At 59.9% G+C, this 16,989-nt stretch carries 17 protein-coding genes; 13 read left to right on the top strand and 4 right to left on the bottom strand.

Features of this window, described 5'->3' with window-relative positions; genetic code table 11:
* Positions 1 to 25: 25 nt before the first annotated feature.
* Positions 26 to 598, bottom strand: a complete 573-nt coding sequence (locus tag GSQ77_RS05025; RefSeq protein WP_158899688.1) for a PAAR domain-containing protein — start codon at positions 596 to 598, stop codon at positions 26 to 28.
* Between the two features lie 351 nt (positions 599 to 949).
* On the opposite strand from GSQ77_RS05025, the gene GSQ77_RS05020 reads away from it, so the two are divergent.
* From GSQ77_RS05020 to GSQ77_RS04980, 9 genes are all read left to right on the top strand, one after another.
* Positions 950 to 1,252: a PbsX family transcriptional regulator gene (locus tag GSQ77_RS05020; protein WP_158899686.1), complete on the top strand. Its 303-nt coding sequence runs from the start codon at positions 950 to 952 to the stop codon at positions 1,250 to 1,252.
* A 367-nt stretch (positions 1,253 to 1,619) separates the two neighbouring features.
* Positions 1,620 to 1,838: a DUF4148 domain-containing protein gene (locus GSQ77_RS05015; RefSeq protein WP_158899684.1), complete on the top strand. Its 219-nt coding sequence runs from the start codon at positions 1,620 to 1,622 to the stop codon at positions 1,836 to 1,838.
* A 135-nt stretch (positions 1,839 to 1,973) separates the two neighbouring features.
* The gene (locus tag GSQ77_RS05010; protein WP_158899682.1) at positions 1,974 to 2,723 is read left to right on the top strand and encodes a creatininase family protein; all 750 of its coding nucleotides are present in this window, start codon (positions 1,974 to 1,976) and stop codon (positions 2,721 to 2,723) included.
* A 362-nt stretch (positions 2,724 to 3,085) separates the two neighbouring features.
* On the top strand, positions 3,086 to 4,240 hold the full coding sequence (locus GSQ77_RS05005) for a pyridoxal phosphate-dependent aminotransferase (protein WP_158899680.1): 1,155 nt from the start codon (positions 3,086 to 3,088) through the stop codon (positions 4,238 to 4,240).
* A gap of 144 nt (positions 4,241 to 4,384) precedes the next feature.
* Positions 4,385 to 5,203 (top strand): ABC transporter substrate-binding protein, encoded by an 819-nt coding sequence (locus GSQ77_RS05000; RefSeq protein WP_158899678.1) that lies wholly within the window; start codon positions 4,385 to 4,387, stop codon positions 5,201 to 5,203.
* Positions 5,204 to 5,216: 13 nt separating this feature from the next.
* Positions 5,217 to 5,903, top strand: a complete 687-nt coding sequence (locus GSQ77_RS04995) for an amino acid ABC transporter permease (RefSeq protein WP_158899676.1) — start codon at positions 5,217 to 5,219, stop codon at positions 5,901 to 5,903.
* Entirely contained in the window at positions 5,896 to 6,546 is a 651-nt protein-coding gene (locus GSQ77_RS04990) for an amino acid ABC transporter permease (protein WP_158899674.1), read from the top strand. Before GSQ77_RS04995 ends, GSQ77_RS04990 begins: the two co-directional genes overlap by 8 nt.
* A complete protein-coding gene (locus GSQ77_RS04985; RefSeq protein WP_158899672.1) occupies positions 6,543 to 7,271 on the top strand; it encodes an amino acid ABC transporter ATP-binding protein in 729 nt (242 codons plus the stop codon). The genes GSQ77_RS04990 and GSQ77_RS04985 overlap by 4 nt, the downstream gene beginning before the upstream one ends.
* A 32-nt stretch (positions 7,272 to 7,303) precedes the next feature.
* Entirely contained in the window at positions 7,304 to 8,560 is a 1,257-nt protein-coding gene (locus GSQ77_RS04980; RefSeq protein ID WP_158899669.1) for a transposase, read from the top strand.
* A 24-nt stretch (positions 8,561 to 8,584) separates the two neighbouring features.
* Here GSQ77_RS04980 and GSQ77_RS04975 read toward each other — a convergent pair whose 3' ends face one another.
* On the bottom strand, positions 8,585 to 9,022 hold the full coding sequence (locus tag GSQ77_RS04975; RefSeq protein WP_158899667.1) for a PRC-barrel domain-containing protein: 438 nt from the start codon (positions 9,020 to 9,022) through the stop codon (positions 8,585 to 8,587).
* Positions 9,023 to 9,492: 470 nt separating this feature from the next.
* On the opposite strand from GSQ77_RS04975, the gene GSQ77_RS04970 reads away from it, so the two are divergent.
* From GSQ77_RS04970 to GSQ77_RS04955, 4 genes are all read left to right on the top strand, one after another.
* On the top strand, positions 9,493 to 10,350 hold the full coding sequence (locus GSQ77_RS04970) for a glycosyltransferase family 2 protein (RefSeq protein WP_158899665.1): 858 nt from the start codon (positions 9,493 to 9,495) through the stop codon (positions 10,348 to 10,350).
* 60 nt (positions 10,351 to 10,410) lie between these two features.
* Complete coding sequence (locus GSQ77_RS04965) at positions 10,411 to 11,661, top strand: flippase (protein ID WP_158899663.1); 1,251 nt, start codon at positions 10,411 to 10,413, stop codon at positions 11,659 to 11,661.
* A 192-nt stretch (positions 11,662 to 11,853) separates the two neighbouring features.
* Positions 11,854 to 12,927, top strand: coding sequence for a glycosyltransferase (locus GSQ77_RS04960; RefSeq protein WP_158899661.1), 1,074 nt, complete (start codon positions 11,854 to 11,856; stop codon positions 12,925 to 12,927).
* A 40-nt stretch (positions 12,928 to 12,967) separates the two neighbouring features.
* Positions 12,968 to 14,434 (top strand): hypothetical protein, encoded by a 1,467-nt coding sequence (locus GSQ77_RS04955; RefSeq protein WP_158899659.1) that lies wholly within the window; start codon positions 12,968 to 12,970, stop codon positions 14,432 to 14,434.
* Here the strand turns inward: GSQ77_RS04955 and GSQ77_RS04950 are convergent.
* On the bottom strand, positions 14,407 to 15,774 hold the full coding sequence (locus GSQ77_RS04950; protein ID WP_158899657.1) for an O-antigen ligase: 1,368 nt from the start codon (positions 15,772 to 15,774) through the stop codon (positions 14,407 to 14,409). The genes GSQ77_RS04955 and GSQ77_RS04950 overlap by 28 nt on opposite strands.
* Before the next feature lie 22 nt (positions 15,775 to 15,796).
* A complete protein-coding gene (locus GSQ77_RS04945) occupies positions 15,797 to 16,912 on the bottom strand; it encodes a glycosyltransferase family 1 protein (protein WP_158899655.1) in 1,116 nt (371 codons plus the stop codon).
* Between the last annotated feature and the right edge of the window lie 77 nt (positions 16,913 to 16,989).

The raw sequence follows: 16,989 nt of genomic DNA, 5'->3' as shown, positions 1-16,989 counted from the left end.
ACGCCCCGCGGCGGTTGTGGGTCTCTCACGCTGCTCCCCCGAGGTAGACATGAACGTCCTCTTCGCTGTCAATTGCGGCCGGCAAATGCGTACGCCCTTGGTCATCCGTTTGGCCGATTTCCGGCGCACCGTCGCCGCGCTGGATCGCGTAACGCGTATTGCAGATCGGCGTGCCGTCCACTGTGCGCAAGACGTAGCGATCATCAAAAGATGACGCCCGCGCCGCGCGCGTTGTCGTCGCATTCGTTGCACTAGCCGTCGCCTCGCCGCCTCCGTCATCGATTCTGCAGCTTCGTCCATGGACAGCAATAATGCGAGGGCGTCGCTCGCATTTGCAGAGCACAAGGTCGCCACCCAGTGCTTCTCGTTGCCCAAGCTCCGAGTCATGCATGCGCAGCATGTCGGGCGAACCCGGCGCAGCTACGATGGGCCCCACACTTTTGCACGCGTCGCAATACGCTTTATGGCCGATGAAGGCTTGATTCCGGCTCCGCCCGTCTTCGCCTTCAATTGTGAAGTTTGACGCACCTTCAATCACACAGCCGTTGCCGCCGCTATCAAGTGGATCGCCTTCCACCGCACTGTAATAAATTCCCATGTCGACATTCCAAATTTTTAGTATTGCTAATTAAACAAAGAACCACGTGTTGTCTCTTGTACAATCGAAATTCCTCCCGGCGATATCCAGCATGTTTGGTACAAGAGCCACCGAGATGCTTGACGATCTGGGTTTGCGTACCGGCTCGTCAGCCAAGTGAACAAATCACCCAGTCGAATATGTTAAGTCGTTATTTTTTTGGGAAGGGCGGTTCAGCGAAAATAAGGTTTCGTAACCCCCGCGTTCTGGCTCGGGCGGCCCAAACGGAAACATCATTGCGTCCGTCTCGCCGCGACACTTGAAATGACATCAGCAATGAAAGCTGGTTAAACGCAAACAAAAGGTCGCATCATGGCAAAAACCGCAACCCCCAGGCTTAAGGAGCGAGGCAACACCCTCGCCGCGCGTCTTCCGGCTACCGTCGCTGGCACGGTCCGATACAAGGTCGGCCAAGAGGTTGAAATATCGACACAGGAAGTCGGATTGGCCATGGAACTGATCGGTCCGCGCAAGCCGACACTAGCCGAAAGACTAGAGCGGTTCGACCCGGAAAAACATGACGACGAAGCGATGGCAACTGGGCCGATCCGCGCTGAGGTACCTACCGCACATCCGCAAGCAAACACTCAAGCAGCACCGCAGCCGAAGGCGTGAGATCCTCGCGATTACGCACACAAATCTTCACGTTATACGGCGCCCACTCATCAGCAAGCTCGATCGTCCGCAGTCCCAGCGACGAAAATCGCGTCGCAATGAAGCGCGGCGAGGGACTAATCCCCGCAAGAGCTGACAGACCGATTTAGTCACGCCCTCATTCTTCTATTTTCTGAAACGCTGATAGCCCCTTTCAATCGGTTCCATGGATGTTTGCGCCGCATTAGCCACGGAAAGTGAAGTAATCATTTTCCCGAAGCGCCCTTTGTCTTTGACGGTCCAGGAAATACCATTGTTTCTGTCGACGGCGCTTCCACTTACTGGCTTCAACCGCGCCGCCTCCCTCATTAATGACTGGAGAAACACCATGAAACGCGCACTTTTCGCCACCCTGCTGATGTCCACCGCCGCCGTACTCGGTAGCACCCTGATCGCAGCTCCCACGTTCGCAGCCACTGCGGATCAAGCCGCACTTCAAGCGCACGTGCAGCAGAAAACGCGGGCCGAGGTTCGCCAAGAATTGGTCGCCGCGGAAAAGAGCGGCGAACTCGCCCGCCTGGACACCACCATCTACGACCACAGCTAAAGACGGGTCGCAGGACCGATCGAATTTGAATAAAGAGCCTCGGCGTCTGTCGCCCGGGGCGATGCCGGCCGACGAGAGCCGGCGGCAATTTACTAGGCCGCGTTCCGATAGGAGCCGGCAGCACCGAGAACCCCAATGCTTTTACACCTATCAACCTGGGCCGAAACCGAGCAATTCCTGGAACGCAGCCGCACCATTGTCGTTCCGATCGGATCAAACGAACAGCACGGCCCGACCGGCCTGCTAGGCACCGATTGGCTGTGCCCACAGATCATCGCGGAAGAAGCGCAGGAAACCGCCGACATCCTGATTGCCCCGACCTTCAATATCGGCATGGCGCAACACCATCTGGGCTTTCCCGGGACGATCTCGCTGCGCCCCTCGACTTTCATGGCTGCCATTGGCGACTGGACGCGTTCGTTGGCCGCCCACGGGTTCCAGAAAATTCTATTCCTCAACGGCCACGGCGGTAACGTCGCGTCGATTGACGCGGCTTTCTCAGAGATCTATGCCGAGGCGAGCTTTGCCAAACGCCGTGCGGGATTCGCGTTGAAGTTGTGCAATTGGTGGGACCTCGAAGGCGTCGAGGCACTGGTGCGCGAGCAATTTCCGACCGGTCACGGCATACACGCCACGCCGTCTGAGATCGCCATCACCCAATGGGCCTTTCCAAACGCGATCAAGTCGGCCAATTACGCGCCGGAGATCGCCCCGTCAGGCCCGATCCGCGAAGCCCGCGACTTCCGGGCTCGCTTCCCGGATGGACGCATGGGCTCGAACCCAGGCCAAGCGACACCAGAAAAAGGCGGTGCGTTGGTCAAGCTGGCCGCGCAAAGCTTGGTGCGCGAGGTGGCGGCGTTTAGCCAGGAGACGGCACCGAACTGATCAGAAGCATATCGGCGCGAGTGATCGCGCTCTTCAATCGTTAGGACCCCGCCTTTTTCCGCAGACCCCGGAGGCCCCGCAGCCCCGCAGCCCCGCAGCCCCGGAGCCGCCGAAGCCCCGCCCACATGCTGGGCGGGATTTGCATCTTCCCGCTAGAAATCAAACAAGTGATGCGCAAGAGCGCCGCCCGGAAAAGTTATTTTGGCGGGCTTGAGTTTACCTATCCGACTTGATATTGTTGCAAGCGATGCAATCACTTGATTGCATCGGTTTCTATTTGATTCAGCGCATTTGATTTAGCTTTCGCATTTTATTTTGCTTCTCTTTGCAGTTAATTTTAACCGCTGAACAGAGACGAATCGATGGCTCTTTCTCCTTTCCTCACGGCACGTGTCGCCGAATTGAAACCGTCGGCCACGGTCGAAATGACTGAGCGCCTGCGCGCCGCGCGCGCCGCCGGCCGCAACATACTGAGCCTGTCCAGCGGCGACCCGAATATAGAAACCGACAGCCGTATCATCGATGCGGCCGAGCGCGCAATGCGCGCGGGCGATACGCGCTACGGTCCCGCAGCCGGCATGCCTGCACTGCGCGAGGCGATCGCCGAGCGCGAGCAGCGCCGTTGCGGCGCGACCTATGAAGCCGCGGACATCCTCGTCACCCCAGGCGGCAAGTTTGCACTGCTCACCGCCCTGATGGGAACCGTGGCACCGGGCGACGAAGTCATCGTCCCGGAGCCGGGCTGGGTCAGTTACGGGCCGTGCGTCAAGCTGTGCGGCGGCACGCCCGTGATCCTGCCGATGCTCGATCGGGTCGACAGCGCGATGATCGAGCGTGCGATCACGCCGCGCACCAAGGCCATCATCCTGAATTCACCCGTCAACCCTAGCGGCCGCGTCTTGCCGCAAGACGAGATCGACGCGGTGCTGGCGCTGGCCGAGCGGCATAACCTCGTGCTCGTGTTCGATCAGGTGTATTCCGACTTGCTGCACGAGGGTCCATTCGCCTACCCGCAGGCGACCCCTGCTGGCCAGGCGCGCACCTTCGTGGTCGACAGTTTCTCGAAGACATTCGGCATGACAGGCTGGCGCTTGGGTTATCTGGCGACGCCGCCGGGGCTGGCGAAGACTATCCTGCGCTTCGTCCAGCATTCGATCTATTGCGTGCCCGGCTTCGTACAGGCCGCTGGACTCGAAGCGCTCGGGCTATATGACGAATTGGTGCCCGTGTATCGCGAGCGCTTTCGCACCAAGCAACTGCGCGTAGCTGAACACCTCAACAAGATCGACGGCATCGAGTGCACGGCGCCGCGCGCCAGTTTCTATCTCTTTCCGCACGTGGCCGCCGACGACAGCGCGCTCGCTACCGCCTGGCTCGACAAGCTCGACGTCTCGTCGCTGCCCGGCAGCGCATTCGGTGCGGCGGGTGCCGGCCATCTGCGTCTGTCTGTCACTGCCAGCGACGCGGATATCGACGAAGCACTCGAACGAATCGCAAGATTCGGCCTCGGCGCGTAGTCCGGCCTCGGTGCGTAATTCGGCCTCGGCGCTTAGTCCAGCCTCTACGCATTGTCCGATCAGCAGCACTCGATTCGTTGATTTCGTTTATCTGGTTCGGTCAGCCAGTCTACTGACTTGATTCGTTTCTCAATGGGGAAGGCGATGAATTGCAAACATGTGCTGCGCACAGCCGCGCGCATCTTGATGATGACCCTGGCGATGCTGATGGTGGCAGCGCCCGCGGCCCACGCACAAGCATCGCAGGACGGCGTAGCCGCCATCAAGCAGCGCGGCAAGTTGCTCGCGGGCGTGAAATTCGACACGCCGCCGTTCGGTTACCTCGACGACCAGAATCAGCCCACCGGTTTCGATCTCGACATCGTGCGCCTCGTCGCAAAACATCTGGGCGTGCCGGTCGAGTTCGTCAAAGTGACCTCGCCCACGCGCATACCGCTGCTCGTCAGCGGCAACGTCGATCTGGTCGCCGCCTCGATGACCCGTACCCCCGAGCGCGCCAAGGTGATCGATTTCAGCATCACCTATTACGTCGGTCATCAATCGCTCCTGGTCGCCAGCGACAGCGCGATCAAAGGCCCCCAGGATCTGCAGGGCAAGCGCGTCACCGTGCAGCAGGGCACCACGCTCGAACAGACCATTGCCAAGGTAGCGCCCGGTGCACAGGTCATGAGTTTCAAGGACTATGACAGCGCGTGGCTGGCGCTCGCCCAGGGTCGCGCGGATGCGTTGACCGGCAGCGAATACATCTTGCGCGGCTTCATGAAGAACAACCCGAAGTTCAAGATCGTGGGCCAGCCATTCAGCTCGGAGCCGTTCGGCATCGGCGTACGCAAGGGCAATACCGCATTGCTGACACAGGTGAATGCCGCATTGAACGATGCCTGGAAGAGCGGTGAATACCAGAAGCTCTACGTGAAGTGGTTCGGGTTCCAGCCGACCACGCCGGTAGGTGCGGATAATTAAGGATGGACAGCAGGTGAACTATTCGTTCGATTGGAGTGCGCTGTGGCTGCACCGCGACCTGATCGTCAGCGGCTTCGTAACCACGGTCGAGCTGGCGTCCATCTCGCTGGTGCTGGCGACGGTGCTAGGCATCGTCATCGGTACGTGCGGCGCCGTCGGCTCGCGCGGGTTGCGTGTGCTGGCCATCGGCTGGGTCGAGCTGATACGCAGCGTACCGCTCTTGATCCACATGTATATCTGGTACATGGCGCTCGCCGTGCTCAAGTTGCCGGCGTTCGCCTGCGCTGTGCTCGCGCTGTCGATCTATTCATCGGCGTACGTTACCGAGATCGTGCGGGCCGGTATCGAAAACCTGCCGGCCGGTCAGGCGAAAGCGGCATTGGCCAGCGGCCTCACGCAGTTCCAGACGCTACGCCTGGTCATCTATCCGCAAGTTTTTCGCCGGATCCTGCCATCGCTGGCGAGCGTCTTTTCGCAACTGATCAAGGACTCGTCGCTTGCCTCGGTGATCGCGGTAGCCGACATCACCTACGAGGCTGGCGCGCTGGACGGCATGACCTTCCGGACTTTTGAAGTCTATGCGATGACGCTCGTGCTGTACCTGGTGCTGGTAAGCATCGTCAACCGGCTGCTGGGTGCGTTGCTCGGCTCGTCGATGCGCTCTTCGAGACCGTCGCCCAGGGAGCTCAGCGATGCATGACGTCATCTTCGTGAACCGCGATTTTCTCGCCGCGGGCTTGTTGGCGACGCTGCAGATCTCGGCGATTTCGATTGTGTGCGGCACGCTGATCGGCGCCATCGTGGCGCTCGTGCGCTACCTGCGTGTACCATTCGCGTCGCGGTTTTGCGCGCTGTATGTGGGGCTGATCCAGGGCGCGCCGCTGTTGGTTGTGCTGCTGTTCTGCTATTTCGCGCTGCCCGCGCTGTTCGGCTACACGACGACTGCATACTGGGCGACCGTGTTGTCGTTCTCGGTTTTCATCGGCGCCTACCTGGCCGAGGATATCCGTGCCGGGCTGCAGGCGGTCAGCCCCAAGCTGATTCAAGCGGCGCTCGCCAGCGGCCTCACCATGGCGCAAGTGCTGCGCCTGGTGGTGCTGCCGATAGGCGTGCGCTCGGTCATTCCGCCTATCATCAGTCAGTACGTGCGGCTGATCAAGTTCACCTCGGTGGCCTCGATCATCAGCGTGCAGGAGTTGACGGGCAATGCCTTGCTCGTCAACGCGCGGGTATTTGAGCCAGCGACGATCCTCAGCTTCGTGGCGATCGTCTATCTGATCGTTTGTCAGGCAGTATCGTTGTTCGGCCGCTGGCTGAACGCGCGTTTTGCGGTAAGAACATGATAGACATCCAGAATGTATCGAAATCGTACGGTGCGATACCCGTATTGCAAGACTGCTCGCTGTCCGTCAAGCGCGGCGAAGTCGTGGTCGTGTGCGGGCCGTCCGGCTCCGGCAAAAGCACGTTGATCAAATGTGTGAATGGGCTGGAGCCTTATCAATCGGGCAGCATCAAAGTGGCCGGCGTGGAAGTCGGCGCGCGGCAGACGAATCTACCCAAGCTGCGCGCAAAGATCGGCATGGTGTTCCAGAGCTTCGAACTCTATCCGCATCTCTGCGTGCTCGATAATGTGATGCTCGCGCAAATCCATGTGCTGCGCCGGTCGCGCGACGAAGCACGCACGCGTGCGATGGCGCTACTGACGCGGGTCGGACTGGCCGAGCGCGCGCACCAGATGCCCGCGGATCTCTCGGGCGGCCAACAGCAACGCGTGGCCATCGCGCGCACGCTGGCGCTCGATCCCGACGCGATCCTGCTCGATGAACCGACCTCTGCGCTCGATCCGGAAATGGTCAGTGAAGTGCTCGACGTGATCACCGCGCTCGCGCGCGACGGCATGACCATGATGGTGGTCACCCATGAGATGGGATTCGCCAGGCGCGTGGCCGACCGCGTGATCTTCATGGACCGGGGGCGTGTAGTGGAAGATGCGCAGGCGGAGACGTTTTTCGCCTCGCCCGCGAGTGCGCGTGCAAAAGAATTCCTGTCCAAGATCCTGGCGCATTGAAGCCACGCCAACACGAGCACTAGCTAGACGAGATGAGTATTCTTATTCGCAAACCCGAGGCGGCGACCGTCGACAAGATTATCGCCATCGCGGAAAAAATGTTTGCCGAACACGGCTATCGTGGCGTGTCGCTGCGCGCGCTCATGCGCGAGTGCGGCGTGAACGCGGCCGCTGTGCACTATCATTTTGGTTCGAAGGAAGCCCTGCTCGAAGAGATTTTTGTGCGACGTGCCGGCGCGCTCAATTCGGCGCGGCTACGCTTGCTTGATAGCAGCATGCAGGATGCCGGCGTAGACAACAGCGGAACCCTAGAACTCATCCTGCGCGCGTTCCTGAGCCCGGCGTTCTCGCTGCCCGACGGCGACGAGGGCGTGCGCCGCTTTACTCGCTTGCGTTCTGTCATCGCCCACGAGAACGCCGAGTTGTCGCAGCAATTGATCAGCCGCTATTTCGACGAAACGAGCGGCCACTTCATCGCAGCGTTGCGGCGGGCCTTGCCCCGGTTGCCGGATCAAGCGCTGTTCTGGCGCTTCCACTTCCTGCTCGGTGCGCAGTATTACACCTTGAGCAACCCCGGCCGAATCGAAAGCCTCTCGGGCGGATCGTGCGATGCAAGCGATCTACAGTGCGCACTCGATGAGATGATCGCGTTCGTCGCGGCGGGATTTCGCGCGCCGTTGCCGACGTCGCGAGGCCGCGGGGCACAGCCGAAGAATCTGCGGCGTGCGGATAGTGCCGCTGGTGCGGCTGGTGCGACTGGTGCGACTGGTGCGGCTGGTGCCGTTGGTGCTGCCGGTGCCGCTGCTGCTGGCGCCACTGCTGCTGGTGCTGGAAGGGCTAGAGGTGCCGGAAATGCTGGAGCTGCAACCGGTACCGCGGGCGCGATAGCTCACACCCGGGTAGCACCGGCCCCTTCGCGGCAAGGTACGGCCGCAGATCGACGCCGCGCTCATGACGCCGACCTGCAAATCAGCGACGTGACATGGTCGGCAATCGCACCGTTGCTCGAAGCCGCTTCGACACGTCTCGACCCACCGCGTGGCCGCAAGCCCATCTCCGATCGTGAAGCGCTCAGCGGCATCGTCTACATGATGCGCCACTCCTTGCGCTGGCGCGACCTGTCGAACGCGTCCGGCTTTCGCTCCGGCGCCAGTTGCTGGCGGCGGCTGCGCGAGTGGGAGGCGAACGGCGTATGGCAGCAGATCGAACAAGTGCTACGCGAGCAATTGTCCGATGGACTAACGCTGGATTACGCGACAGTGGCAACGCGTACGAACGCCGCTACCTGAGCGTATCAACGCATCCCGCACAGATCAATGATGCTCGTATTCCGCTCTGGGTTTTGGCATCGCAGCCATCACCTTGGCGTACTGAAACACCGGCATCGCCTTGATCGCACTCTTAGTCGCACCGGCAAGCACCAGCCGGCCATTGGCGAAATCGAGCTGCTCGATCGGGATCGCGACGTCATGATGCGAAACGCCCAGGAACTGGTCCGCCGCAATGATCGCGTACGACACCGACCGATCCGGCGCGACGATGATGTCATGTATGACACCCACACGCGCCCCGTCTTGATTGAATACCGGTTTGTCCATGATGGACTTCCTGACACTCCACCCTCCCAGTATCGCCGCTGATTCTTCCACGGTGATGCCGAGCGGCTGGGCGCCGGCCACTTGAGCATGCGTCGGTATCGATGCCAGCGCGAGTGACGACGCAATCAGCAATGTGAGCAAGTTCGCCTTCATGATTTTCCTTATTTAAAAAGAATTGCCGATTCCGCGCTGTCGTTGCGCCATCGGCCTATCAATGATCTGGTGAATAGCGCGCCATACGCGCCCCAGTTCATCTTAGGTCGCATTGCGGCCAATCGTTAGAAAAAAATGGCGATCTCTTATATTTTTTCTTGCACACGCACGCATAGGATACGTGCCGCGCTCCCCAGCATCCCGGCCATGCCAGTACATTGAAGCATGCATGCATTCATGGGTGTGCTTATGGGTGTGCTTATGGGTGTGCTTATGGGTGTGCTTATGGGTGTGCTTATGGGTGTGTTCACGCACCGATCATCCGACCACACGATGATAGCCTGAGCTCAGTCGCATCGGGCGGCTTGCCAGCCCGGCAATAAAGCGACCCTGACCCCGCGAGCACTAGAAAGGCCTGTGCGTAAGCCAGCACGGGGCCGTCTTCCGACCACGGTTCAAGGACTAATCCCATGCAATCTTCCCTCAAGATATCTCTGCTGCTCGCCACACTCGGCCGAACGGAACAGCTAAAATTTTTTCTCGAGAAAGTTCGCGCACAGAGCTATCAAAACTTCGAAATCGTTATCGTCGACCAGAACGCCGACAACCGTCTCGATGCGTTGCTGGCTAGTCACGGCGGCAACCTTGCTATCAAACATCTGCACTGCGCGCCGGGTTTGTCCAAGGCGCGCAACGTCGGCTTGAAATCATGCGACGGCGACATCATCGCGTTTCCCGATGACGATTGCTGGTACCCGCCCAATCTGCTGGCTCGTGTAATGCGCTTGCTGAATTCGGACTACGACGGTGTCACAGGCCGCCAGCTCGATAGCAAGGATCGCGACTCCGGGCCCCGGTACGATCGCAAAGACGGTCCGATTACCCTATTCAACGTTTGGGGGCGCGGCATTTCCTCCTGCATTTTCTTAAAAAGGCATGCAGTCGAAGCGGTCGGCGAGTTCGATGAAACACTGGGCGTCGGGGCAGGCACGCCGTATGGTTCCGGCGAGGAAACCGATTATCTGATCCGTGTCGTCAAAGGCGGCTTTCGGCTCAACTACCTCCCTGACCTATTCGTTCGCCACCCGCCTTCCGAACAGGTGATCACGTCCAAGATGTTGGAGCGTACTTATTTTTACGGTGCTGGTATGGGGTACGTGCTGCGCAAACACCACTATCCGCTCTGGTTCAAGGCGCGCTCGTTGACTCGCCCTCTGCTGGGTGCTGCGCTTGCGCTTGTGCGCCTCGAGCCGAAGCGCGCCCGACTGCATTGGACGCGTTGTCTGGGCCGCAGCCATGGATTGCTTGCCCAACATCCGTCCACCTGATGCCGAACCCGACATTGAACGCAACGTTCAATCCTTAGCCGCCCCCAGGAGATCGTCGGAATGGCTTCGGTCAGAAAAAACTTCGCCGTATTGATGACGGTGCAAATCTCGACCTATGTGGTCCCACTGCTTACCCTGCCGTGGCTGACCCGTATCTTGTCGCCGGACGGTTATGGCCGCTTGAGTTTTGCATTGGCTTTCACCACCTACTTCGTCACGTTGACCAATTACGGCTTCTACCTGACGGCTACGCCCCAAGTCGCGATTCACCGGCATGATCGGACTCGCCGATCACAAATCTTCTGGGCGACTTTCCTCGCTCAGTTGCTGATCATGGCGACCGGCTTCGTGGTGCTGCTCTTGCTGACGTTCGCGTTCCAACGTCTCGCGCAGGATCGCGGACTACTCGTCATCGGCTACGGAATGGTGCTGGGCGCTTCGCTGCTGCCGACCTGGTATTTCCAGGGTGTCGAAGACCTGCGCGCGATCAGCATCCTGGTTTTCGCGGGGCGCGCGCTCAGCATCCCGGCGATGTTCCTGCTGGTGCGCGATCGTGGCGATCTGGAGTGGGCGATGGCCGTGAACAGTGCGGTACCGATGCTGTCAGGAATCGGCGTGATGATTTATCTGTTTGTACGGCGCGAGATCGAATTCGTGCGCATCCAGCCAGGCGAGATCTTCGCGGCTTTGCGCGATGGCTGGCGCGTTTTCATGGCGACCGCGGTGGCCGACTTCTATGCTTCGAGCAACACCGTGGTGCTCGCACTCATTTCCGGCAATGTCGCAGCCGGTTATTTCGCCGCGGGCGACAAGCTGATCAGGGCGGCGCTCGGCATGCTCAGCCCGTTGAAAACGGCGGCATATCCGCATATCAGCTACTTGATGCACCATGCACGCGAAGATGCTTTTGCGTTCCTGCGCAAAATGCTGATGGTGCAAGGGACCATCGTGCTCTTCATGTCGCTGGCGATTTTCCTCGCTGCGCCGTTTGCGGTGCACCTACTCTACGGGCAGCAATTCGCGCCCACGGTGGACGTGCTGCGCTGGATGGCATTCGTGCCGTTCATGGCCGGAATGACCGACGTGTTCGGCGTGCAGACCATGTTACCGCTCGGACTCAAAGTGCCGTTCAGCCGAATCTTGATGGCGTCCGGCGTATTCAATTTCGTTTTGCTGGCGCTGCTGGCCAAACTGTTTGGTGCGACAGGCGCCGCCGCCACCGTGTTGGCGACCGAAACGATGATCGTGGTCGCCATGGCTTACACGCTGTCGCTGCAGGGCGTGGAACTCTTCAAGCGCAAGCCCGCTTGAACGGCCCGGGATACGCGTAACGTGTGCGCGCGGTGTGTGATCCTGCACAGCCCTGTGTGTGTGCCTGCGTGGGATGTGCGTGCGATGTGTCCGCGACGTGTGTGATTTCGCACAGCCATGCGAGCTCGCCACGCGTACGATAGTTCGGCAGGGTGCACACCGCGCCTATGCCACCGCGCCAGGAGCCAACCCATGACGACAGCTGCGCAGGAATCCGGCGACCGCTTGCTGACGGTCGTTATCTCCGTCTATAACCTCGAACATTACATACGCGATTGTCTCGAGTCGGTCTTGCAACAACGCTTCAGCGAAGACATAGCCGTGATCGTGGTCAATGACGGTTCCACCGACAGCACCGCGGCACAAATCGAAGCCACCCTGCGCGACCACCCAGGGCACCATGTCAGGGTGATATCGCAAGACAATGCGGGAGTAAGCGCCACGCGCAATCGAGGCATTGACGAGACCCGTTCGCGTTACCTCGCTTTTCTCGACGGCGACGACATGTGGGCTCCTGACTTCTTCGAGCAGATAATGCCGGTTCTGCTCGCGGGTCGAGCCGACATCGTCGAATTCAATATCGACGTGGTAAGCGACGCCGGCCACCCGGTCGATACGGTAACGCTGGTCCCCGTCGACGCAACAGGATCGCGCAACGTCGACACAGCCGCGTTATCCGAATTCGTCGAAACCTATCAAGCGTTCGTGTGGGCACGGGTTTATCGCAGCACGCTTTGGCATGACGTGCGCTTCCCGCTCGGGCGCCACTACGAAGACAACGCCATACTTCCCCAACTCTATTTGCGTGCCAGCTCGCTGCATCGGCTGGAGCATCGGTTATATCGCTATCGCCGCCGCGGCGGCAGCATCACCCATGTGGCAACACTGAATACGGTGCGCGATCTCGCCATGAATGCCGCGGAAGCGCTCGCGCGTTGCGGTACTGCGCAGGGGGAGTATTGGTTGAGCCTATTCCACAAGATGTTCCTGCATACCTGTTCGCAAGCGGCGCGCGTGGATGCCGCCGTATTTCCGGCCGCCCTGCAGATCGTTGGCGCCCTGGCAAAACAGCACCAGGATTTCCTCACGCAACATAGCGACGCCGCGCCGCGCCGCGCGTTGGGAAATTTTGCCTGGGGCGTGCATCTCGATCGAAGCGTGTTTCTCGTCAAGCGTACGGTGAAGCGCATTCTTGGCCGCGAGATGAAGCCACGCGCGCGCCTGGCAATCGCGTCCGTTCACGACCGCGCGCCGCCCTCGCACTGAGCGGCATACCGCTCTCTACATCTCAGACAAGGCTATCTCCATGATGCAGCGCAAACGGCCGCTATCGCGGACGCAATACCTTGGCGCCTGCGCAATGCTCGCCGCGAGTGCAAGCATGAGTTTTCCGCAGACCGCTTACTCGGCCGATGCCGTGCCGAACACCGCGCCCTCGCGGATCCAACCGCGGCCCGAACCGCCAAGGATCACCGAACTGATCGGCGCCAACGGTTGGCCGAGCTCGGCGAATGACTTCCTGGTCTGGAAAAACATGGGCTTGACCTGGGGCCGCGATTCAGTCGGCCCAGGCCGTGCAGACTCGCCCGCCAGTGCGCTCGATATCGACAAGACCGGACCCGGCTATAACACGGCGCTCCCCTCGATCATCTTGAACAACAATCGGCACGGCATCAAATCGTTGATCTTCCTGGGCTATACGCCGGCCTGGAACGGCATGGTTCCGGGCGACAGTAACTCGGCGCCGAAGAACGAGCATTATTGGCAGGAATATGTGGAAGCCGTGGTGAAGAAGTATTCGGCGCCACCCTACAACGTGAAGTATTTCCAGATTTGGAATGAAGCGGCCGGCCCATTATCGGGCGGCTCACCGCAGGCGACCTTCTGGCATGGGCCGTCACCGGACAATCCGCACGGTGATCCGCAACACGCGCAGGTCTATGCCAACGCCATGCAGGACTACGTCAACCTGATCCATATTCCGGCGGCACGCATCATTCATAAGTACCACGCCTATGTGGTGTATGGCGGATGGCCCGACCAAGGCGGTATGGACAACTACATCAAGTGGCTGGAATACGAGAGCCCCAGCGAGCATGCACGCATGCTCGACTATGTCGATTACCTCGATGTGCACTATCTCGGCATCGGCGACCTCGATCGGCTCTACCAGCGCTATGTCGCGACGGGCAAGGTACGCGGCGTGTGGCAGACCGAAATCGGTGATACGTATATGCGCAATCCGCAGTACTTGCCTGACTATTACTTCAGCCTTGCGGTATGGGCCTTGGATCACCAGTGGAACGATCCCGATAAATACCTCTCGCTGATCTATCACTGGGACGGGCTCGAAGCGTATCGGCTCACGCACCGCGGGTCGCCTCGAACCTATAACCCATCGGGACGCGCGTTGATCGCGCTCAGGCAAAACGTGTCAGGCGTACTCGCGCCGTTTCACCACCCGATACGATTTAGCGACGGCGCATCGGGCAAGGCGCTGTATGCGGATGAAAATATTGTGTTTCAGGTTCATGCACAGCAAGGCCATCGCTCGCTCGAAGTCGACGATCTGCCAGCGCCCGCTTCGGGACACGTCAAGCTGACTTACATCGATGCGGTCAGCGGCACGCCGGTGCCCGATGCGAAGCTCGAGGTATCGTGGCAAGGCACGCGCCTGTCGCTTGCCTTCGATGCACCGGGCGCAGGTAGCAACTCCGATGGCAAGCCCCTGGCGAGCCATCTCGGCTACCTGGTGGTCACACCGCTGCCGTGAATCGGTACGGTGCGCGGTGGCGTATGCGGCCCCGTCTGTGGCCCCGTCGGCGGCGCCATATTCGGCCCTGTCTGCGGGCCACCCCTTAAGCCAGTGAACCCGGCGCGCACAAGCGACCGACCGAGACCGGAGGTAACGGTAGCGGTCCGCAAGCGCGAGGCTAGCAGCAAGGAAATCGCCAGAGCCGGCAATAGGACATTCGAAGGCGTGGTAAGCCGATGTTCCGATACCGACATAACCAGCAGGCATACCGCAGACAGCTCGACAAAAACAAAGCCGGTGTAATCGGTGTAGGCGTCGCTGGCCGACGCCTTGGCGCCTTTGATCGCCCACATCATGAGTTCCCAGTAAAAGCGCATCATCAGGAACAGTCCCACGACACCCAGCTCGGCCAGAATATTCAGGAAGGAATTATGCGCATGCGAATCGCTGTGCATGATGGTCACGCCGACCGGTTGCGCGTACACCCCAAAGTAATTGACCACTGACGAGATCTGGTCGTCGAACGATCCGAAGCCCATCCCCACGATGGGACTGAGTTTGAAATATTCGAGCGCCCGCGGCCAAAGCCACTCGTAGCGGATATCCAGGTTCGCGACCTTTTCGTCCGGGTTGGATATGTCGAAGCGGTAACCCAGATAGTTGATCGACGAGTGGGTGTGACTGATCGCGATAAACAGCGACACGCCAATGAGGCCCACGATCAAGGTGGCTAGCACCGGACGCGCCCAACTGCGGCGCACAAACAGATAGGGCACGACGACCAGCAATCCAAGCATCGACCCGCGGCTGTATGTCGAAAACAGCATCATGCCGTTAAGCATCAGCATGCCCGTGAGCAGCGTGCCACGCCGCGTCAGATAACATGCGATTCCCAGGCAAAACAGAATCGCCAGGAAGCCGCCGGCAGCATTGCGGGCGACGAAATAACTACCGAACGATTCGTCGGGATGCGTGAAGATGGACAATAGGCCGGCATGTGCGAGATATACCGCGTAAACAGGAATGTTCGCTGCCACGGCGAAGATGAAGAAACGCCTCAGCAGCTTGTTCAAATCCCATCTGTGCGCATAGACACAGCCAGCGAGTATGGGCGCATAGGCGATAAAGAAATTTCCGTCGCGTCGGTAGAACTCGAAATTACCCAACGACGCCGGATCATAGAGCAGCGTCGACACCAGTGCATAGAGCGCGAACGCCGCCAGTGCCACCACGAAGGCCGGATAGGTCCGGCCAAAAAACCGCCACACGCCCAGCACAATCGGAATGAAACCGATGGCACTCAGCGGCACGAAGTTCGTGACCGAAAACAGCAATGCGATGAGCGATATGTACGCCACAAATTCCGCCTGAAATGAGTTATTACGTATCGGAAGCCAGACCGGCATCTGACGCTTCAATGTGCGCCAACGCGTCGGACAATTGATCTGCTGCCTCGCGCCAACCGTGCGCGTGCGCGCGTTTCAACCCAAGTTGCCGGTGCCTCTCACGCAACTCTGGAGAGCCCAGCATCAGCTCGATTTTCTGCGCGATGTCGTCGATCGAGGCTGCATCGCAATACAACGCCGCATCGCCGCACACTTCAGGCAACGATGCCTGCCGCGACGCGATCACCGGACAACCGCAGTACATCGCCTCGAGCGGCGGCAGTCCAAATCCTTCATAGAGCGAAGGGAACACAAAACACATGGCGTTTTCGTAAAGCGCCTTCAATTCGCCATCGGTGACAAAACCCGTTCGTATCACTTGTCGGGAGGCCTGCGATTGCGGCCCTGTCACGGCCTCGAAGACGCGGGCGTTGCTCCCTCCGGCCAGAACGAATTTGAAGTCGGGCGGGTAGGCGAGCTGCTCGATCGCCGCCAGGCATCGCGTCAGGTTTTTGCGCGGATCCAGACTACCGACCATCAGACAATACCGTTGCGGCAGCAGGGCATGCCGCGCGAGCACGCCGTCATCACTGACAATGTGTTCCAGGTGGTCCACGGCCGGGCGGATAACGGAAATCCGCGACGCCGGCACATGCAGGTGATGAATCATGCGTTGCCGCGAAAATTCTGAAACCGTAAGCAAGTGCAGTGAATTGCGACGCAGCAGCGAAAATACCAGGCGATACCACAGACGGAATTTTCGAGTGAACGCCGCAGCCGTGTCGTAGATCGCCATGTCATGGATCATCACGACGTGACGTCTTTTGAATAGGGGTCCGGTATTGCACAAACTGACGAGCGTCTGCGCGCGTGTCGATAGCGGCAACGCGATTTGCTCCCAGAGATTGCCTGTGAGACGGCCTATAATGCCGCCGCTGACTTGACGCCGCTCGAGCTCGGATTGCGCTGGCCGGGCGTTCCTGGGCACCACCAGCGCGAGGTTGCCGTGCCGCATCGCGCGCTCGGCCAACGCGCGCGTCAACTCGCTTGCGACACGCTGCACCCCAGTGATGCGTTGCGCGGTAAATTTGCCATTGATGACGAATCCCATCGTGCGCTCTCCTTTCATGAATACGGATTGCGCCAGTGCAGTCACGCCCGCTCGCGCAAACGCCTTGCACCGACCCG

The organism is Burkholderia sp. L27(2015), assembly GCF_009765705.1.
GTDB lineage: Bacteria > Pseudomonadota > Gammaproteobacteria > Burkholderiales > Burkholderiaceae > LMUX01.
This window is presented reverse-complemented; position numbering and strand designations above follow the sequence as displayed.